We start from the raw sequence: 17835 nt of genomic DNA on the forward strand, positions 1-17835 counted from the left end.
GGCACCGCGCCATCAATGGCGCCGGCCCTTCTCCGCTTCCGAAGAAACAGCAGGCATAAGTCATGGATATCGTCAGACTCGCCATACACAACGCCCGCCTCACAATATCGGCGCTGATGTTCCTGCTGGTGGCGGGCTGGGTCGCCTATCAGTCGACGCCGAAGGAAGCGGAGCCCGACGTTCCGATTCCGATGATGTATGTCAGCCTGATCTACCAGGGCATCTCGCCGGAGGATTCCGAGCGCCTGCTGCTGAGGCCGATGGAAAGCAAGCTCAAGAGCCTCAAGGGGCTGAAGGAGATGCGCTCGGCCGCCTTCCAGGGCGGCGGCTACGTGCTGGTCGAATTCCAGCCGCAGACCAATCTGGCGACGGCACTGCAGGACACGCGCAGCAAGGTCCAGGACGCCAAGGCCGACCTGCCGCAGGCGGCCGAGGAACCGACGGTCACCGAGGTGAACGTTTCGGAATTCCCGGTCATGGTCGTGACGCTTTCGGGTGATGTGCCTGAGCGCGTGCTGACGGCGGCGGCGCGCGAGTTGCGCGACCGCATCGAGGAAGTGCCGGGCGTGCTGGAAGGCTCGCTGCAGGGCGCGCGCGACGATCTGGTCGAGGTCGTCATCGATCCGGTGAAGCTGTCATCCTACGGGCTGCAGCTCGACCAGGTGATGCAGGGCGTCGGCGCATCCAACAGCCTGGTCGCCGCGGGCAATCTCGAGGGCTCCGAAGGCAAGTATGCGGTCAAGGTGCCGTCGCTGATCGAGACGCCTGAGGATGTCGCCAACCTGCCGGTGGTCGCCACCCCAAATGCCGTAGTGCAGGCCAAGGACGTCGCCACCATCCGCTCGACCTTCAAGGACGCCGAGACGGTGACACGGCTCGACGGCAAGCCGGCCATCGCCATCGAAGTCAAGAAGCGCATCGGCGCCAATCTGATCGACACGCTGAACCAGGTGCGGGCCGTCTCGGACGGCTTTATCAAGACCATGCCCGAAGGCATGCACGTCACCTACACGCAGGACAAGTCGGTCTTCGTCAACCAGCTTTTGGGCGACCTGCAGAACCATGTGATGATCGCCGTCATCCTGGTGTTCATCGTCATCCTCTATGCGCTGTCGGGCCGGGCATCGCTGCTGATCGGATTGGCTATTCCGTCATCCTTCCTGATCGGCATCCTGCTGCTTGCGATGATGGGCTACACGATCAACATGATCGTGCTGTTCAGCCTCATCCTGGCGGTCGGCATGCTGGTCGACGACGCCATCATCGTCACCGAATTCGCTGAACGGCGCATGAGCGAAGGCATGCCGAAGGCGGACGCTTTCGCGCTCGCCGCCAGGCGCATGGCCGGCCCGGTCATCGCGGCCACGATGACGCGCATCGCCGCCTTCTCGCCGCTCCTGTTCTGGCCCGGCATCATCGGCGACTTCATGAAGTACATGCCGATCACGCTGATCGTGACCCTGTCGGCATCGATGCTCTACGCGCTGGTCTTCGCGCCGACGCTCGGGGCCATCTTCGCCAAGGCGCCGGCGCATCACGAGGGCGATCATCGCGACGGCTGGTACATGGCGCTGGTCAAGCAGGCCGTGCGTTTCCCGATAACGGTCATCCTGCTCACCGTCGGCCTTCTGGTCGGCGTCGGCTTCGCCTATTCGAAATACGGCGCCGGGGTCGAATTCTTCCCCAGCGTCGAGCCTGATTACGGCCTGCTCTATGTGCATGCGCGCGGCAACCTTTCGCTGGCCGAAATGGATGCCGCCACCAAGACGGCGGAAGGCCGTCTGCTCGGCTGGCCCGGCGTGAAGTCGGTCTACACGCGCGTCGGCAAAACGCAGGGCGGCGGCCAGGACATTCCGGAAGACGTCGTCGGCGTGATCCAGTACGAGTTCGTCGACTGGCGCGAGCGCAAGTCCGCCAACCAGATCCTCAGCGACCTGCGCGGCGTCATGGCCGGCATTCCCGGCGTCGACGTCGAGGTGCGGGTGCCGGAGGCCGGCCCGCCGACCGGCAAGCCGATCCAGATCAGGCTTTCGGCCGCCGATCCGGCCGGGCTCGACGACAAGGCCCGCGCGGTGGCGGCGCGGATCGCCAAGATATCCAACGTCATCGACATTTCGGACGGCCTGCCGCCGCCCGGCGTCGACTGGGCGCTTGAGGTCGATCGTGCCAAGGCGGCGCAATACGGCATCAGTCCGACTTCGGTCGGCACTGTGGTGCAGCTGGTGACCAACGGCCTCAAACTGTCGGAATACCGGCCGGCCGGCGCCGACGACGCGGTCGATATAAGGCTGCGCCTGCCTGAGGACCGGCGCACGCTGTCGACGCTCGACGAACTTCGCGTGCAGACCTCGCAAGGGTCGGTGCCGATCTCGAACTTCGTGGTGCGCAAGCCCGAGCCGACGGTCGGCATCCTCAACCGAATCGACGGCGCGCGCACCGTGGTCGTCCAGGCCAATGTCAGCGCCGGCGCGCAGGTGGCGGCGGTGCAGCAGGAGGTGACCAAGGCCGTCTCCGAGATGAATCTCGGCAACGGAATCCGCTGGAAGCTCGCCGGCTCCAACGAGGACAGCGCCGAGGCCGGCGCCTTCCTCAGCAAGGCATTCGGCGCGGCGATCTTCCTGATCTTCCTGGTGCTTTTGATGCAGTTCAACAAGTTCACCAGCGTCTGGCTGGTGCTGTCCTGCGTCGTCATGGCGACGGTCGGCGTGTTCCTGGGGCTGCTTCTGACCGGCGAGGCCTTCGGCATCGTCATGTCGGGCATCGGTGTCATCGCGCTGGCCGGCGTGGTTGTGAACAACAACATCGTGCTCATCGACACCTATGACCGGCTGCGCGAGGAAGGCTGGGACAAGATGGAGGCGGTGCTGCAGACCTGCCGCGAGCGCGCGCGGCCGGAGGTGCTGACGGCTGTCTCGGCCATCCTCGGCGTGCTGCCGATCGCCTTCGGCCTCGGCCTCGAAATCTTCCACCACGAGACGACTATCAACGCGCCTTCGACGCAATGGTGGATTTCACTGTCGTCGGCGATCGTCTTCGGCCTGTCCTTCGCCACGCTGCTGACGCTGGTCGTGACGCCGTCTATGCTGATGGTGTTCACGCGCAGCAAGGACAGCCGCTTCCATGCCTTCTTCCGGCGCGGCAAGGGCGAGGTCTCTTCAACCACCAAGGCGGCCGAATTGGCCGCCCAGACGGAGGTCAGCTTCCAGAAGGCCGCGGAGTAGGGGCCTTCTCTGGATAGCCGCCTCCTCTGGATAGCCGCTTGGGGCAGGATACATCCGGCATCCTGCTCAGGCTATTTGTTAACGCATTCCAGCGACGCCAGGCGGCTGCGCCGGCTGCAGAATGCTCTGAGCCGCCCGGGAACTATCGGGCGGCCTTTTGCATTGTCTCCTCGATTCAACCACACGGCGAGGATTCCATGACGCTCGGCACAATTCTCGTAATCATCCTGATCCTGATCCTGATCGGCGCGATACCGGCGTGGCCGCATTCGCGTTCCTGGGGCTATGGCCCCTCGGGGATTGTCGGCGTCATTTTGGTGGTGCTGCTGATCCTCCTCTTGATGGGCAGGATCTGACGCAAGCACTTGCGGCCGGGCTCTTCAAAGCTCGGCCGTTCTCCCGCCACCGCCAGGCGGCTTGGCGACGATTGATCCTCCCGTAGGTTTTGAGAAGCGCTTCGCCCTAGAACGACGAGGCCGCAGGCGATCGTTTAGTGATCCTTCGGCCGCTTTGCCTCAAATTCCGCCTTCTTGGCTTCGGACGCATCCGTCTGGTTGAGCGCCTGCCATTCGGCATAGGGCATGCCGTAGATGATCTCACGGGATTCGTCCTTCGACAGCGCCACGCCATCGGCCGCGGCAGCCTCGCGATACCAGTTCGACAGGCAGTTGCGGCAGAAGCCGGCGAGGTTCATCAGGTCGATGTTCTGGACATCGCCGCGTTCGCGCAGATGCCCGACCAGCCGGCGGAAGGCGGCGGCCTCGAAATCGCGTTTCTGCTCGTCGCTGAGATCGATCATCGCCGGGACCTCCTTGCCGCCTCTGTCACACCGGGCCGGTGCGGGAGCCGAACCTCTTCACCTGATGTATATCGGCACGACAGTCGATGGCGTCAACGATCGGCGCCAGCCGCTCGGCCCATGCCAGCGCGCCGGCGCGGTCGGCGATCAGGTCCTGGCGGATCTCGAGCAGAGCATGGGCATAGCCGTTGACGATCGCGTGTCGGAACATCGTGTCGCCGCGCAGCGCGCCGTCATAGGGCTCGTTGTCGCCGACGACGAGCGTCTTGTCTTCGGCCAGCATGTCGATCAGCGGCCGCGCCACGCGATCGTCGAGGTCCCACAGGATGCCGACATGCCACGGCCGGACGAAGCCCTGCATGCGGGGCGTGAAGGAATGCACCGAGAAGATGAAGGGCGCTTTGCCGGAGGCGTGCGCCACGGAGGAAATCATCGCGCCGACGGCGTCATGGTAGGGCCGGTAGAAGCGGTCGAGGCGCCGCTCGCGCTCGTCGGCGGCCATGGGGTAGTTTCGCGGCACGATGGTGCCGTCATAGAGCTGGCGGATCAGCGTCGGATCGTCTTCGCCCCGGTTCGGGTCGATCAAAAGCCGCGAAAAGCCGGCGAGCACGGCCGGCGCATCGAGCGCCGCCGCCAGTTCGCGCGTCACCGTCTCGACGCCGATGTCGTAGGCGATGTGCCGCTCGAACTCGGCCTCGGGCAGGCCGAGGCTGCCATATTCCTCGGGCAGGTCGCGGCGGGCGTGATCGGCGAGAAGCACGATGCCCTTCTTGCGATCGCCCTCGACGATATCGAATGGCGCGAAAACTGTGGATCGGGTCATCGGCTAGGAAATGGGCTGGTCGCTGGTGTCCGGCAGGGTGGTATCGTCATTCCACGAAGAGGACGCCGGTGCAATGCCGTTGTTTGGCCACGGTTTCTGCAAAAAAATCCCGGATGAGACGACAAACCGTGCAACTACAGCGCCGCGCGTCCTCTTGGATGGGCAAAGGATGCTGTAGCACTTTGATTTGGCGCATGATCCTTTCCGAAAATCGATTCCGATTTTTCGAGGTCAGGCGCCGGACCTTTCTAAATCGATTGGAATTCAACAAAACGGCGCGTTGACATGGGCCCGGAGTTTGCTGAAAAGGGGCGTCGAGAGATGCAGATGTGGTTCGTGAGGGGATTTGGGATGGGTTTTAGCGGCAGGCTGCGCGAGCGCATGGCCGTGCCGCTGCTGATCTTTGCCGCGGGCCTGTGCGCGATCGCGGCGACCTCGCCGGCGCGCGCCGACTTCCGCGTCTGCAACGCGACGCAGAACCTTGTCGGGGTCGGCATCGGCTATCGCGCCAAGGCCGGCTGGATCACCGAAGGCTGGTGGCACATCGAAGGATCGACCTGCAAGACGCTGATCGAAGGGCCGCTGTCATCAAGGTTTTACTATCTCTATGCAGAAGACGCCGAGCGCGGCGGTCGGTGGGACGGCCCGATCAACATGTGCGTGGCCGAAAAAGAGTTCAAGATCGCCGGCGTGAATGATTGCGTCGCCCGGGGCTTCCAGCGCGCCGGATTTCAAGAATATGACACGGGCGAGCAGGCAAGCTGGATGGTCCAGCTTACCGACGAGCCCGCAACGGGAGGCGCGCCAGCGACCCCCGCTCCGGGAACAAACAGTCAATGAGACGTAGCCGCAAGGTCAAGATCCTCGCCACCATCGGTCCGGCTTCTTCATCCGACGAGATGCTGAAGAAGCTTTTCGAAGCGGGCGCCGATGTCTTTCGCATCAATATGAGCCACACCGACCACGAACTGATGCGCACGCTCGTCCGCCGCATCCGCGCCGTCGAGGCGGATGTCGGGCGTCCGATCGGCATTCTGGCCGACCTGCAGGGTCCGAAGCTCAGGGTCGGCAAGTTTGCCAATGGCAAGGAGGCGCTGACCGCCGGCCAGACGTTCACGCTCGACGACAATCCCGAACCCGGCACGTCGAAGAGGGTCTATCTGCCGCACCCGGAAATCCTGAGCTCGGTCGAGGCCGGTCACCGGCTTTTGATCGACGACGGCAAGCTGGAGCTCAAGGCGGTGAAGAGCGACGGCAAGTCGATCACCTGCACGGTCGTGGCCGGCACCTCCATCTCGGACAAGAAAGGCGTCAGCCTTCCCGACACCGTGCTGCCAGTCGGCGCGCTCACCGAGAAGGACCGCGCGGACCTCGACGCGGTGCTCGCGGAAAGCATCGATTGGGTGGCGCTGTCCTTCGTGCAGCGGCCGGAGGATCTGGCCGAAGCGCGCAAGATCGCGCGCGGCCGGGCGCTGATCATGGCCAAGATCGAAAAGCCCCAGGCGGTCGCCCGCCTGACGGAGATCATCGAATTGTCCGACGCGCTGATGGTCGCGCGCGGCGATCTCGGCGTCGAGATGCCGCTGGAGGCGGTGCCCGGCATCCAGAAGCAGATCACGCGCGCCGCCCGCCGCGCCGGAAAGCCGGTGGTGATCGCAACGCAGATGCTGGAATCGATGATCACCGCGCCGGTGCCGACCCGTGCCGAGGTATCCGACGTGTCGACCGCGGTGTTCGAGGGCGCAGACGCGATCATGCTTTCGGCCGAATCCGCGGCCGGCGCCTACCCGGTCGAGGCGGTCGGCATGATGAACCGCATCGCCACCAAGGTCGAAACCGATCCGACCTATGCCGGCATCATCAACGCACAGCGCTCGGAGCCGGAAGCAACCGGTGCCGACGCGATTTCACTCGCCGCGCGCGAGATCGCCGAGACGCTGAAGCTGTCGGCGATCATCACCTATACCGCCTCGGGCACGACGGGCCTGCGCGCCGCGCGCGAACGGCCGCAGGTGCCGATCGTGGCGCTGTCGCCGATCGTCAACACGGCGCGGCGGCTTTCGCTTTTGTGGGGCACGCACTGCGTCGTGTCCCCGGATGCCACCGATCTCGACGACATGGTCAACCGCGCCTGCCGCATCGCGCTCGACGAAGGCTTCGGCAAGCCGGGCGACCGCGTCATCATCACCGCCGGCGTGCCGCTGAGGACGCCGGGCTCGACCAACATGCTGCGGATTGCGTATGTGGGGTCGGACACGCATTAGCCGCTGCCTGTAGCCAATCACTGGCCAATCGCTTCCGCGAAGCACCAGCGATTGCTGCCGCCGCATGAGCCTATGCAGCGCCATTTCGATGGCGTTTGGCGACAGTGGTGAAAACCGCTTAGCCCGGCGCGAGCTCCGCGTCGGGCGCTTTGAGTTCCGGGCATCTGCCGGCACCTTGGGTGTCGCCGGCAACGCGGCTTTCCACCGTCCTTGCCATCGCCAGAAGGTCGATGGCCGCTCCGGCCGCTTTCTCGATCGCGCCGACCACCAGATCGGGCGCGATCCAGTCGGGTTTGTGGCCGAGATTGTGGACCCAGACGAGCTCAGCACCAGGGATGTCGCGCTCGAGGCCGACCGAGTGGATCGTGGCGTACACGACCTTGTCGCGATCGCCTGAGATAACCACCGTCGGCGCGCTGATCTCGCGGTAGTGAGGCGAGGCCGTCCGGGTGTATTCATAGAGCTGGGCCACATCGATGGCATTGGCGCGGAAGGCGGACGGCCGCAGCACCAGCGGGATGGCGGCGTTGGCGATATAGCCCTCCGGCACCTTGTTGGGCGAGAAGACGCAGGCCGTCGCATTGCCGAGTTGCAGCATGCCGGCGGGATAGGCGAGCGTCTCGGAAAACAGCCGGCCGACTGCGGGGGTGGCCGTCAGCTTGTAATACCAGGCGGTCGCGCCGCCAGGCCAGGGATGGCTGACGGGCGCCAGGAAGACGAGGCCGAGCGTCTTTTCCGGATGGTTTCGCGCAAAGGCGGTGGTGACCGCGCCGCCAAAGGAATGGCCGACGATGATGGCCTTGGCGAGACCGAGGCGATCCATCAGCGCGGCGATTGTGTCTCCCTGCGCCGCCAGCGTTTCGTTGTTGCCGCGTTCCGACCAGCCGAAGCCCGGCCGGTCGAAAAACAGCATCTCGGCACGGCCTTCGAGCAGCGGCCTGAGCGGCAGCATCTGGTCGTTGAGGTTGGCGCTGGCGCCATGGATGAAAACGACCGGCGGCAGATCGCCGCCGGCGGGAGCCGGGATATGGACGTAGTGGATCCGGGCGCCGTTGATCTCGGTGAACTGACCCACTGGCGGATTGCGGCGCTCAACCACCCAGAGGCCGGCACGGGTAACGCCGGCCAGGGCAAAGACGGACGCGATGAGGAAGAAAAGCGCGGCGAAGATGAGGTTCATGCGAGGAAGTACGAAGATGGGAGGAATTAGTTTTAGGGGAGTAGGGGAGTAGGGGAGCAGGGGAGGTGTTCCGAGCCAATCTACGCTATTCCCTTACTCCCCTATTCCCCTACTCCCTTAAAAGAATCAAATGCCTTCGCCTGCCAGCTCTTCCGAAAGCGCGGAGACCTGGTCCTGGGCGCTGCGCATCATCGGATAGATGGTCAGCACTCTCTGCCAGGCTTCGAGCGCCGATTGCTTGTGGCCGGTCTCGGTCATGATCTGGGCCAGCCCGGAGAGGGCGCCGAAATGGCGCGGCTCGAGCCGCAGCGTGTGATCGATGTCGGACATCGACTTGCCGTAGTTCTTCATCAGGAAATGCACGGTGGCTCGCCGGTTCCAGCCCTCGGCATAGTCCGGCTGCAAGATCACCACCTGGTCGAGAAAATCGAGCGCGACGCCGAATTTCTGGTCTTCCGCCGCCTTTTGCGCCCACCGCATCATCAGGTCGATCGAGGCGCTGCCGGACTGGTTCCACTCGCTCCAGATGCGGCCGGCGATGCGCTCGGCGGCCTTTTCATTGCGCTCGCGCCTGAGGTCGGCAAACAGCTGGTCGAGGCGGCCCTGCCTGGTGGAGGGGACCGGCGGCGGTGTGATGGCCGGTGGCGGCGAGGCCACGGACGGCTGCGTGGGCTGATCCTGCGCCGAAGCAGGCAAGGCAGGGCAGGCGAGGAGCAGGGCGGCGAGAGAAGCAAAAAGAGTCCGCATCGCCGGAATCTAATCCCGGACGGCGGATCGTCAATCTGATTTTAGCGTGAGAGCGCCGGCGAACCGGCAGTCAACATCAGCAAACGCGGCCCGTTGTTTTTTGCGCATGCCGTTTTCCCACTTTTGGGGGACATGCATCAAGCCGCGCGCAAGCCTCAGCCCTGGCGCGCCTTGTAGCGCGGAGCGGTCTTGTTGATGATGTAGATGCGTCCCTTGCGGCGAACCAGCCGGTTGTCGCGGTGACGCGCCTTGAGCGCCTTGAGCGAATTCTTGATCTTCATGGTCTTGCCTGTTTGGTCGGGGCCCGGTCCCGGGCCGAATTTTAAAGGCGCGCCCGAAAAAGCGCGCCTTGTGAACTTGCGTGGCTCTTAAACGAGGAGCCTTGCCTATGTCAACCGCATGGCCGGCTCCTATGCCGCAAATGGCAGGGCTCATCAAATATTCGCCATCGCAACCGCGCGGCATTGCGCGACTCGAAAGCTGCTGGAAAAGTGCCCGCGTGAAGCGATCGGAGTCCACCTTGCGCCCTCTCTTTCTCTCCGCCTGCCTTATCCTCCTTGGAACGGCGCCTGTTGCCTGGGGGCAGGAGTGCGACCGCAGCGACGACAGCCAGTCGATGATGAATATCTGCGCCAATGCCGACTTTCAGACCGCCGACGCCAAGCTCAATGCCGCCTACAAGGATCTGGTCGGCCGCAACGACGAGAAAGCCAACAAGCTGCTGCAAACGGCGCAACGCGCCTGGATCGCCTTCCGCGATGCCGAATGCGCCTATTCGACCGCCGGCAGCGAGGGCGGCTCCATCCATCCGATGGAGGTATCGCAGTGCCTGACGGAGCTGACCAACGAGCGCACCAAGCAGCTGACGTCCGGTCCCAACTGCCAGGAAGGCGATCCAAGCTGTGCCAGCCCGGACGAGGACGAAGATCAGGACATGCAATAGCGCCAGGTCAGGCCCGGCGGCTGATCCGGGTGAAATGGCCCATCTTGCGGCCGGGGCGTGATTCCGCCTTGCCGTAGAGATGCAGCATCAGATCAGGCTCGGCGAGCAGCGCCGGGACCTGCAGCATGTCGTCGCCGATCAGGTTTTCCATCACGCAGTCGCAATGGCGGCTGGGCGCACCCAGCGGCAGCCCGGCGACGGCGCGGATGTGCTGCTCGAACTGCGAGACGAGGCAGGCCGCCTCCGTCCAGTGTCCGGAATTATGAACGCGCGGCGCCAGCTCGTTGGCGAGCAGCGAGCCATCGGCAAGGACGAAGAACTCGACGCCGACGACGCCGACATAGTCGAGCGCCGACAGGATTTTCGCCGCCGCTTTCTTCGCCGCCGCGGCCGTATCCGGCCTGATGGCGGCCGGCAGGGTCGAGCTGCGCAGGATGCCCTCGCGATGGACGTTCTCGGCCGGGTCGTAGGCGGCGATGCTTGCGTCAATTCCACGCGCGGCGATCACCGAAATCTCGCGCTCGAAGGCGACGAGCGATTCGAGGATCAGCGGCACATTGCCCATCGCCTCGCAGGTGCCGGCAAAGCCGCCCGTCTCCATGTTGCGGAAGACGCGCTGGCCCTTGCCGTCATAGCCCATGCGCCGCGTCTTCAAGACGCCGCTGCCGCTGAATTTCTTCAGCGCGGCCGTCAGCTGCTCGTCATTGTCGATGGGACAGAATTCAGCGGTCGGGATGCCGATGCCGTTCAAGAAATGCTTCTCGATCACGCGATCCTGCGCGACTTCGAGCGCGCGGGCCGGCGGGTAGACCGCGACTTTGGTGGCGAGCGTCTCGGCCGCCGCAACTGGGACATTCTCGAATTCGTAGGTGACGACGGCGCTCGCCGCAGCCAGTTCGGCAAGCGCTGCCGGGTTGTCATAGGCGGCGACGATCTGGCGATTGGCGACCTGCGCCGCAGGGCAGTCGACCTGCGGTTCCAGCACGATCGTGCGATAGCCGAGACGAGCGGCGGCCATCGCCAGCATGCGGCCGAGCTGGCCGCCGCCGATGATGCCGATGGTCGATCCGGGGACCAGGCTCACGGCGTATCCGCCGGCTCGGCGGCGACCTTGGCGGTCTGCGCGGCGCGCCAGGCGTCGAGCCTGGCGGCGAGCTTGTCATCGTGGAGCGCAAGCACCGCGGCGGCGAGAAGGGCGGCGTTGGCGGCGCCCGCCTTGCCGATGGCTAAAGTGCCAACGGGAATGCCGGCCGGCATCTGCACGATGGAGAGGAGCGAGTCCTGACCGGAGAGCGCCTTCGATTCCACCGGCACGCCGAAGACGGGCAGCGGCGTCATCGCCGCGGTCATGCCGGGCAGGTGCGCGGCACCGCCGGCGCCGGCGATGATCACCTTGTAGCCGGCCGCCTTGGCACCCTTGGCGAATTCATAAAGGCGGTCCGGCGTGCGATGCGCCGAGACGATCAGCTTCTTGTGCGGAACGCCCAGCGCATCCAGGATTTCCGCCGCCTGGCGCATCGTCGCCCAGTCGGACTGGCTGCCCATGATGATGGCGACGTCGGCATGCTGATCGGTCAATGCATCGCTCCCCGGCGGCAAAGGCGCGCCTTAGCGGAATTCGCCGACAGCCGCAAGGATTGTCGCGGCTGTGGCGCCCCGGGGAGAGTTTAGTCCGGCCAGCGCAGCGCCCCACTCGAATTCTTGCGCGGCGCTTTCATCGCATCCGCCGGGCGGTCCTTGGCAGTCAGTACCGCGCGCAAGCACTCGGCCACGATCTCGGCCTCGCCGGGATGGAGATTGCAGGGGTCGAGGAAGAAGTGGCCGCGTTCGACCTCGTGGTTGCGCACAATGACGGGCGGCGACCCGGCCGCAAGCGCCGAAGCGAGGCCGGCAGCGGTGAAGCGGCTCTCCGGACGCACGAACACCTGCAGGCGGTCGAGTGGATTGGCGGTCGGGTCGGGGATGATCTGAGCGCCTATGCCCGGAATGTCCTGGAGCGCATCCTTCCACAGCTTGAGCGCCGCCTCCTCGCGCCGGCGGATGCCGGCGTGATCGCGCTTCTCCCAGGCCTCGAGCGCCGCCATGGTGCCGGCGATGCTTTCCTTGCCGACCTTCATGGCGCGGGCGACGCCGCGGTTCTGCAAATAGGCGGCGCGCACCAGATCCTTGCGTCCGGTAACGATACCGCTGGTCGGGCCGCTGAGAAATTTGTGGCCGCTGTAGACGACGATGTCGGCGCCGCGCGCGAGGAAGGCGCGCAGATCGTATTCCGAAGCGGCGTCGACAATCACCGGCACGCCCTTGGCATGACAGATCTCGCAGAACTCCTCCAGCGAGAGCATGCCGTATTGCACCGTGTGGTGAGCGACCACGTAGAGCGCTGCGGCCGTGCGCTCGTTGATCGCTTCGCGTACGTGATAATCCTGCGTGACGCTTACGGTGCCCGCCGGCACCACCTTGGCGCCGGCGACGCGGATCGACTGGTCGATCGGCGCGCCGTAATTGACGATGTGGCCGAGCTGGATGACGACCTCCGACTTCAGCCCTTCGGTGTCGTCCGGCAGCCGCTCGATCGCCAAAAGATTCGTGCCGGTCATGGCGCCTGCGATCGCCATGGTGATGCCGCTGGCGCAGCAGGCGGTGATGAAGCCCGCCTCGCCGCCGGTGAGGCGCGCGACGACCGAGCTCGCGGCGCGCTGCAGATCGTCCATTTCCACCCATTGCGAGGCGATCTCGGCCATGGCGCTGATCGCTTCGGGAACGATGATCGAGGCCCCAAGCGCCGTCATCGTGCCGGAGACGTTGATGATGGGCCTCAAGCCTAGCCTTTCGCGGATCGTGGTGTTGGAGCCGGTGTCGGAATAGGTCTTCATGGCAGCAGATCCTAATGTCAGGCGGCGATCTCGACCACCGCTTCGATTTCAACGGTTATGTTTCCAGGCAGCGAGCCGACGCCGATCGCCGAACGCGCATGGCCGCCGATCTTGTCGAAGACGTCGGCGAAGAGATCGGAGCAGCCATTGACCACTTTGGGGTGGTCGCTGAAGGTCGGCGTCGCATTGACGAAGCCGAGCAGCTTGACGACACGCACGATGCGGCCGAGATCGCCGGCAGCCGCATGCATGACCGCCAGCAGATTGAGGCCGGTGAGGCGGGCGTGCTCATAGGCCTGCTCGACGGTGACGTCCTCGCCGACCTTGCCGGTGCAGAGCGTGCCGTCGGCGCGCAGCGGTCCCTGGCCGGAGAGGAAGATCAGCCGGCCGCTCTCGGCATGGGTGACGAAGTTGGCGATGGGTGTCGGCGGCTCGGGCAGCGTCAGGCCGAGTTCGGCGAGCCGGATGTAAGGCGTCATGGAAGAAGGCTCCTTGGATGGTCTCAGCCATCCGATGTCCACAATGAATGGCTTCGGCCACCCGATGTCAAAAATGCGAGGCGCGGAAACGCGCCAGGAAGGTGCGCAGCCGCTCGTTGCTGGTCTCCGCGGCGAGCACCTCCTTCGGCGGCCCGACGGCGCTCACCCCGCCATCGGCCATGAAGACGATGCGGCTGGAGGCATCGCGGGCGAAGGCCATCTCATGCGTCACCATCACCATGGTCATGCCGTCCTCGGCCAGGCTGCGCACAACGGCCAGCACCTCGCCGACGAGTTCCGGATCGAGCGCCGAGGTGATCTCGTCGAGCAGCAGGATCTTCGGCTCCATGGCCACCGCGCGGGCAATGCCGACACGCTGCTGCTGGCCGCCGGAAAGTTCGGCCGGCAGGCTGTCGGCCTTGTGGGCGAGGCCGACACGGCCCAGCCAATGCTCAGCGATCGAACGCGCTTCCGCATTGCTCTTGCCGCGCACCTTGGTGAGGCCGAGCATGATATTGCCGGCTGCGGTCAGATGCGGGAACAGGTTGAAGCTCTGAAAGACCATGCCGGTCTCGGCGCGCATGGCTGCCAAGTCGCGCTCGCTGCGCCGCTGGCGCGCGCCGGAGTCGCGAGCAGGACCGGGGCGAAAGCCGACCTCCTTGCCGTCGATGCGGATCGAGCCGCTGTCGTAGCTTTCGAGGAAGTTGACGCAGCGCAGCAGCGTTGTCTTGCCGCTGCCGGAAGGTCCGATGACGGTGACCACCTCGCCCTTCGCCACTTGCAGGCTGACCGAGCGCAGAACCGCGACGGAGCCGAAGGATTTCGACACTTCGGCGATATCGAGAAGAGCGGGGCTTGCGTTCGAATTGGCGGCCATCGTCCTATTCCCGAATGAAGGCGAAGCGCTGTTCCAGCCGGCGGCTGGCGTATGAAAGCGCGTAGTTGACGGTGAAATAGAGCAGGGCACCGAGGATATAGAGCGGCATCGCCTCATAGGTGCGGCCGATGACCTGGTTGATGGCCTGCATCAGGTCGGTGATGCCGAGCAGCGAGACGAGCGCGCTGCCCTTCACCGCATCGGTGACGCCATTGATCCATGGCGGCAGGAAGCGACGGAAGGCCTGCGGGAAGATGACGTAGGCAAGGCGCCGGCGGAAGGTGAGGCCGATCGCCATCGCCGCTTCCGACTGGCCCTTCGGGATCGAAGCGACCGCACCGCGCAGATATTCGACCACCTGCGCGGTCTTGAACAGGGTCAGCGCCAGCACAGCGGCCCAGAAGGACTGCAGGTGCACGCCGACCGCCGGCAGGCCGTAATAGACGAAGAAGATCAGCACCAGGATCGGGATGCCGCGAATGGTGTCGCTGAAGATGCGCACCGCCCAGCGCAACGGCGCCGGTCCGTAGACCAGGCCGACGCCGAGGACGACGCCGGCAATCAGCGACAGCACCACGACCAGGAAGGATACCCAGAGCGTCAGAGCGAAGCCCTGGGCGAGGAACGGCAGGGCGTAGGCGATCTGGCTCAGCATCAGCGTGCCGTCCTGTACCAGCGCTCGACCAGGCGGAGCGCGAAGAGCAGGGCGTATCCCGTTACCAGATACATCGCCGTCACCACGAGATAGACCTCGACGATGCGGAAGGTGTTGAAGTTGATCCACTGCGCGCCGTAGGTCAGCTCGGGCACGGAGATGACAGAGGCGACCGAGGTGTCCTTGAACAGCGAGATGAAGGTGTTGGAGAGCGCCGGCAGCGTGATGCGCATCATCGTCGGAAGGCGCACATGCAGCAGACGCTGCCAGGGTGTCAGCCCAATCGCCTTGCCGGCATCGATCTGGCCGCGCGGCACTGCCTCCAAGCCGGAGCGGAACACCTCGACCAGATAGGCGCCGCTATAGAGCGCAAGCGTCGCAACGAAGGAGGTCTGCGCGCTATAGGCGAGGTCGACCACCGTCGGCAGGCCGTAGAAGACGAGATAGACAAGCAGGATCAGCGGCACGTTGCGGATGAATTCGACATAGGCCGCGATGATGCCGCGCACGACGCGCCCGGCCGAGACATACCAGACGGCCAGCACCAGCCCGATGACGATGCCGATGGCGATCGAGATCACGGCAAGCTCGAGGCTGAGCAGCAGCCCGCCCCACAGCTTGTCGAAATGGCGCCAGATCAGGTTGAAGTTGAGCGTGTAGCCCATGCGTCCGTCTCAATGGCCAGCGGCGGATCATCGTCCGCTCGGCCCGTGTCGAGGAGAAACCGACGGAAGGACGTTTCCTTCCGCCGGTTCCGTCTGATGCGCTTGATCAGATGACCGGGAAGCCCGGATGGCGCGGCGGCGGCTCCTGGCCGAAATATTCCTTGAAGGCAGCATCGTAGAGTGCCGTCTCGTGGCCGAACATGGCGATGGTGAAGGTCTGGTTGACGAAGGTCAGCCAGTCGAGATCACCTTGCCGCAGCGCCGCGCCGTAGAGCATCGAGTACCAGCTCTTGCCGGCGTCGAAATATTTCTCGGGGTTGCGCGAGGCGAGCCAGCGCACGGTTGAGAGATCGACCGCCGCGGCATCGACGCGCTTCGATTCCAGCGCCTGCAACACATTGGCCTGGGTGTCGATCTGCATCACCTGCGCCTGCGGCAGGGCATAGTGCACCGAGCTTTCGGCATCGACATTCTGCAGGATCGAGACGCGCGTGGCCGAACCCGCGGCAAGCAGCTTGTCGAAGGTCTTGTTCTCGGCGCCGGGCAGCGTCAGCAGGGCGACGCCTTCGACATAGTATGGCCGCGAGAAATGGATCAGTTGCGAACGCTGCGCGGTCATGGTCATGAACTGGATGGTGATGTCGACCTTGTTGGTGGTCACGTTCGGAATGCGCTGCGCCGGGTCCTGCGCGACGAACTCGACCTTTGTCGGATCGTCGAAAAGACCCTTGGCGAGGATGCGGCCCATGGTGATGTCCATGCCGACCAGTTCGCCGGCGTCGTTCTCGAAATGCCACGGCGCGTTCGTGCTGCCGGTGCCGACAATCAGCTTGCCGCGGTCGAGCGCCGTGCGCAGCACGCTGTCGGACGCGGCTTGCGCGGCCGCCTTCTCGGCACTGATGGCGGTGAGCGCGCCTGCCGTTGCCAGTCCGGCCATTCCCAGCTTCAAAAAGTCACGTCTTCCGGATGCGTCGTTCACGGCGACCTCCCTTCGTGTTGTGTTCCCCTGCGAGCCATACACGCGTCCGTGATCGACAAGCGGTTGTCTCTTACAAGAGACGCATGTATGTTGTACAAGACAATACTAACACCAGGAATCGACAATGCAAGATGGCGAGACGCTGACCGAATGGCAGGCTGGCGGGGCGGACGAGGAAAGGCCGGCCAATTCCCGCGAGAAGGGCATGAATCGGGTGCTCCACATTCTGGAGTTCCTGCATGCGACCCAGCGGGCGATCGGCATCGGCGAGCTGGCAAAGGGGGTGAATGCGCCGCGCTCGACGACCTACACGCTGGTGCGCGACCTGGTGGATGCCGGGCTGCTTGAGATGGCCGGCGACGGCAACCGCGTCTACTTCGGCAAGAAGCTCTATCTCTACGGAATGGCCTATATGCGCGGCAACGACCTGCTGCGGCGCGGCCGCCAGGAGGTCGACACGCTGTCGCGGGAGACCGGGGAGACCTCGGAACTGTGCATGCTGCAGAGCGGCCGCTACACGATCGTCCACTCCAGTCCGGGCACGAGGCCGTTCCGGATCAGCTCGGCCACCGGCCTGCAGATACCGCTTCCCTGGACGGCGTCGGGCAGGCTGCTGCTTGCGGGCCTGGACAGAAGCCGCATCGAAGCGATGATCTCGGACGGCGACCTCGTGCTGCCGGATGGGCGCAAGCTATCGCTCGACGATTTCATCGACGACATCGGCAGGGCGCGCGTCGCCGGCTATTGCGTGACGTCGGGCCTCGTCGACGCCTACACCAAATGCCTGGCGGCGCCGGTCTTTTCGGCACCCGGCAAGGTCGAGGCGACGATGTGCCTGGTGGTTCCGATCGACACGTCGGAAGAACGAACGGGCGAACTGGTCGCGCTGCTGCGCGAACGCGCCGCACGGCTTTCGATCTCCTGATACGGCTGAAGCCGGAGGCGGCTCAGGCGATGATGTCGGGGATGATGCGGTCTTCCAACCTCATCAGCCTGTCCTTCAGGAGCAGCTTCTTTTTCTTCATGCGCTGGATCTGAAGCGGGTCACAGCCTGTGGCGATCATCGCATTGATGGCGGCGTCGAAATCGGCGTGTTCCTGTTTCAGCCGGGAAAATTCTAGGCGTATCTCAGCCTGTTCCTGCTCGGACATTATCTACCGTGTGCAAATGCGACGCCCAAGGGGCCTTGTTGAGCGCGGCCGGTGGGGTTTGTGACCGGCGCGCCGCTGATATCACATTTCACATTGTCGTGGAATGCTACCACGCGGCATTCGACATCGAGATCGGATGGTGGCAGACTGTCATCATGCCGTCACAGTAGCGAGCCTGC

General features: G+C 64.7%; 20 protein-coding genes. 6 read left to right on the plus strand and 14 right to left on the minus strand.

From position 1 onward, the window contains the following. The first annotated feature begins 62 nt into the window (after positions 1-62). Both EJ074_RS20140 and EJ074_RS20145 read left to right on the plus strand, forming a co-directional pair. On the plus strand, positions 63-3221 hold the full coding sequence (locus tag EJ074_RS20140; protein ID WP_129553667.1) for an efflux RND transporter permease subunit: 3159 nt from the start codon (positions 63-65) through the stop codon (positions 3219-3221). Between the two features lie 197 nt (positions 3222-3418). Further along, positions 3419-3577: a DUF3309 family protein gene (locus EJ074_RS20145; RefSeq protein WP_095804651.1), complete on the plus strand. Its 159-nt coding sequence runs from the start codon at positions 3419-3421 to the stop codon at positions 3575-3577. Positions 3578-3711: 134 nt separating this feature from the next. Here EJ074_RS20145 and EJ074_RS20150 read toward each other — a convergent pair whose 3' ends face one another. Together EJ074_RS20150 and EJ074_RS20155 are read right to left on the minus strand one after the other, a co-directional pair. Next, positions 3712-4020 (minus strand): DUF1244 domain-containing protein, encoded by a 309-nt coding sequence (locus EJ074_RS20150; protein ID WP_095804650.1) that lies wholly within the window; start codon positions 4018-4020, stop codon positions 3712-3714. Positions 4021-4045: 25 nt separating this feature from the next. Further along, on the minus strand, positions 4046-4843 hold the full coding sequence (locus EJ074_RS20155) for an N-formylglutamate amidohydrolase (protein ID WP_095804649.1): 798 nt from the start codon (positions 4841-4843) through the stop codon (positions 4046-4048). Positions 4844-5194: 351 nt separating this feature from the next. Here EJ074_RS20155 and EJ074_RS20160 point away from each other — a divergent pair, with 351 nt between their 5' ends. Continuing rightward, positions 5195-5683 carry a DUF1036 domain-containing protein gene (locus EJ074_RS20160; RefSeq protein ID WP_095804648.1) on the plus strand — a complete coding sequence of 163 codons (489 nt, stop codon included), beginning with the start codon at positions 5195-5197 and terminating at the stop codon, positions 5681-5683. Next, positions 5680-7107: a pyruvate kinase gene (gene pyk, locus EJ074_RS20165; RefSeq protein ID WP_095804647.1), complete on the plus strand. Its 1428-nt coding sequence runs from the start codon at positions 5680-5682 to the stop codon at positions 7105-7107. The genes EJ074_RS20160 and pyk overlap by 4 nt, the downstream gene beginning before the upstream one ends. Positions 7108-7225: 118 nt before the next feature. On the opposite strand, the gene EJ074_RS20170 is transcribed toward pyk, so the two are convergent. The 3 genes from EJ074_RS20170 to ykgO form a co-directional block, all read right to left on the minus strand. Next, positions 7226-8287 carry an alpha/beta hydrolase gene (locus EJ074_RS20170; protein ID WP_129553668.1) on the minus strand — a complete coding sequence of 354 codons (1062 nt, stop codon included), beginning with the start codon at positions 8285-8287 and terminating at the stop codon, positions 7226-7228. 126 nt (positions 8288-8413) lie between these two features. Continuing rightward, the gene (locus tag EJ074_RS20175; protein ID WP_095804645.1) at positions 8414-9034 is read right to left on the minus strand and encodes a hypothetical protein; all 621 of its coding nucleotides are present in this window, start codon (positions 9032-9034) and stop codon (positions 8414-8416) included. Positions 9035-9189: 155 nt separating this feature from the next. Beyond that, entirely contained in the window at positions 9190-9315 is a 126-nt protein-coding gene (gene ykgO, locus EJ074_RS20180) for a type B 50S ribosomal protein L36 (RefSeq protein ID WP_040974291.1), read from the minus strand. Between the two features lie 239 nt (positions 9316-9554). Between ykgO and EJ074_RS20185 the strand changes: the two genes are divergently transcribed. Then, entirely contained in the window at positions 9555-9977 is a 423-nt protein-coding gene (locus tag EJ074_RS20185) for a lysozyme inhibitor LprI family protein (protein ID WP_095804945.1), read from the plus strand. Positions 9978-9984: 7 nt separating this feature from the next. Here the strand turns inward: EJ074_RS20185 and EJ074_RS20190 are convergent, their stop codons facing one another. The 8 genes from EJ074_RS20190 to EJ074_RS20225 all read right to left on the minus strand — a co-directional run bounded on the left by EJ074_RS20190 (position 9985) and on the right by EJ074_RS20225 (position 16463). Then, on the minus strand, positions 9985-11061 hold the full coding sequence (locus EJ074_RS20190) for a 5-(carboxyamino)imidazole ribonucleotide synthase (protein ID WP_129553669.1): 1077 nt from the start codon (positions 11059-11061) through the stop codon (positions 9985-9987). After that, positions 11058-11555: a 5-(carboxyamino)imidazole ribonucleotide mutase gene (gene purE / locus EJ074_RS20195; protein ID WP_095804643.1), complete on the minus strand. Its 498-nt coding sequence runs from the start codon at positions 11553-11555 to the stop codon at positions 11058-11060. The genes EJ074_RS20190 and purE overlap by 4 nt, the downstream gene beginning before the upstream one ends. Positions 11556-11644: 89 nt before the next feature. Continuing rightward, complete coding sequence (locus tag EJ074_RS20200) at positions 11645-12850, minus strand: aminotransferase class V-fold PLP-dependent enzyme (protein ID WP_095804642.1); 1206 nt, start codon at positions 12848-12850, stop codon at positions 11645-11647. A 17-nt stretch (positions 12851-12867) separates the two neighbouring features. Then, entirely contained in the window at positions 12868-13329 is a 462-nt protein-coding gene (locus tag EJ074_RS20205; RefSeq protein WP_010911960.1) for a RidA family protein, read from the minus strand. A 67-nt stretch (positions 13330-13396) separates the two neighbouring features. Continuing rightward, positions 13397-14206 (minus strand): amino acid ABC transporter ATP-binding protein, encoded by an 810-nt coding sequence (locus EJ074_RS20210; RefSeq protein ID WP_095804641.1) that lies wholly within the window; start codon positions 14204-14206, stop codon positions 13397-13399. A gap of 4 nt (positions 14207-14210) precedes the next feature. Continuing rightward, positions 14211-14861 (minus strand): amino acid ABC transporter permease, encoded by a 651-nt coding sequence (locus EJ074_RS20215; protein ID WP_095804640.1) that lies wholly within the window; start codon positions 14859-14861, stop codon positions 14211-14213. Further along, the gene (locus EJ074_RS20220; RefSeq protein ID WP_095804639.1) at positions 14861-15526 is read right to left on the minus strand and encodes an amino acid ABC transporter permease; all 666 of its coding nucleotides are present in this window, start codon (positions 15524-15526) and stop codon (positions 14861-14863) included. The genes EJ074_RS20215 and EJ074_RS20220 overlap by 1 nt, the downstream gene beginning before the upstream one ends. Before the next feature lie 106 nt (positions 15527-15632). After that, on the minus strand, positions 15633-16463 hold the full coding sequence (locus EJ074_RS20225) for a transporter substrate-binding domain-containing protein (RefSeq protein WP_207210082.1): 831 nt from the start codon (positions 16461-16463) through the stop codon (positions 15633-15635). A 166-nt stretch (positions 16464-16629) separates the two neighbouring features. On the opposite strand from EJ074_RS20225, the gene EJ074_RS20230 reads away from it, so the two are divergent. Next, positions 16630-17430, plus strand: coding sequence for an IclR family transcriptional regulator (locus EJ074_RS20230; RefSeq protein WP_095804637.1), 801 nt, complete (start codon positions 16630-16632; stop codon positions 17428-17430). A 22-nt stretch (positions 17431-17452) separates the two neighbouring features. Here the strand turns inward: EJ074_RS20230 and EJ074_RS20235 are convergent, their stop codons facing one another. Continuing rightward, on the minus strand, positions 17453-17656 hold the full coding sequence (locus EJ074_RS20235) for a YdcH family protein (protein WP_095804636.1): 204 nt from the start codon (positions 17654-17656) through the stop codon (positions 17453-17455). Positions 17657-17835 lie beyond the last annotated feature (179 nt).

The sequence above is a fragment of the Mesorhizobium sp. M3A.F.Ca.ET.080.04.2.1 genome (genome assembly GCF_003952525.1).
In the GTDB taxonomy this organism is placed as follows: Bacteria; Pseudomonadota; Alphaproteobacteria; order Rhizobiales; family Rhizobiaceae; genus Mesorhizobium.

Excerpts from the sequence above, each read along its gene's own strand:
- EJ074_RS20235 (WP_095804636.1), bottom strand. The coding sequence starts at position 17,656 with ATGTCCGAGCAGGAACAGGCTGAGATACGCCTAGAATTTTCCCGGCTG.
- EJ074_RS20200 (WP_095804642.1), bottom strand. The coding sequence starts at position 12,850 with ATGAAGACCTATTCCGACACCGGCTCCAACACCACGATCCGCGAAAGG.
- EJ074_RS20155 (WP_095804649.1), bottom strand. The coding sequence starts at position 4,843 with ATGACCCGATCCACAGTTTTCGCGCCATTCGATATCGTCGAGGGCGAT.
- EJ074_RS20215 (WP_095804640.1), bottom strand. The coding sequence starts at position 14,861 with ATGCTGAGCCAGATCGCCTACGCCCTGCCGTTCCTCGCCCAGGGCTTC.
- EJ074_RS20220 (WP_095804639.1), bottom strand. The coding sequence starts at position 15,526 with ATGGGCTACACGCTCAACTTCAACCTGATCTGGCGCCATTTCGACAAG.
- EJ074_RS20205 (WP_010911960.1), bottom strand. The coding sequence starts at position 13,329 with ATGACGCCTTACATCCGGCTCGCCGAACTCGGCCTGACGCTGCCCGAG.
- pyk (WP_095804647.1), top strand. The coding sequence starts at position 5,680 with ATGAGACGTAGCCGCAAGGTCAAGATCCTCGCCACCATCGGTCCGGCT.
- EJ074_RS20230 (WP_095804637.1), top strand. The coding sequence starts at position 16,630 with ATGCAAGATGGCGAGACGCTGACCGAATGGCAGGCTGGCGGGGCGGAC.
- EJ074_RS20150 (WP_095804650.1), bottom strand. The coding sequence starts at position 4,020 with ATGATCGATCTCAGCGACGAGCAGAAACGCGATTTCGAGGCCGCCGCC.
- EJ074_RS20210 (WP_095804641.1), bottom strand. The coding sequence starts at position 14,206 with ATGGCCGCCAATTCGAACGCAAGCCCCGCTCTTCTCGATATCGCCGAA.
- EJ074_RS20175 (WP_095804645.1), bottom strand. The coding sequence starts at position 9,034 with ATGCGGACTCTTTTTGCTTCTCTCGCCGCCCTGCTCCTCGCCTGCCCT.
- EJ074_RS20225 (WP_207210082.1), bottom strand. The coding sequence starts at position 16,463 with ATGGCCGGACTGGCAACGGCAGGCGCGCTCACCGCCATCAGTGCCGAG.
- EJ074_RS20140 (WP_129553667.1), top strand. The coding sequence starts at position 63 with ATGGATATCGTCAGACTCGCCATACACAACGCCCGCCTCACAATATCG.
- EJ074_RS20160 (WP_095804648.1), top strand. The coding sequence starts at position 5,195 with ATGGGTTTTAGCGGCAGGCTGCGCGAGCGCATGGCCGTGCCGCTGCTG.
- EJ074_RS20170 (WP_129553668.1), bottom strand. The coding sequence starts at position 8,287 with ATGAACCTCATCTTCGCCGCGCTTTTCTTCCTCATCGCGTCCGTCTTT.
- EJ074_RS20145 (WP_095804651.1), top strand. The coding sequence starts at position 3,419 with ATGACGCTCGGCACAATTCTCGTAATCATCCTGATCCTGATCCTGATC.
- ykgO (WP_040974291.1), bottom strand. The coding sequence starts at position 9,315 with ATGAAGATCAAGAATTCGCTCAAGGCGCTCAAGGCGCGTCACCGCGAC.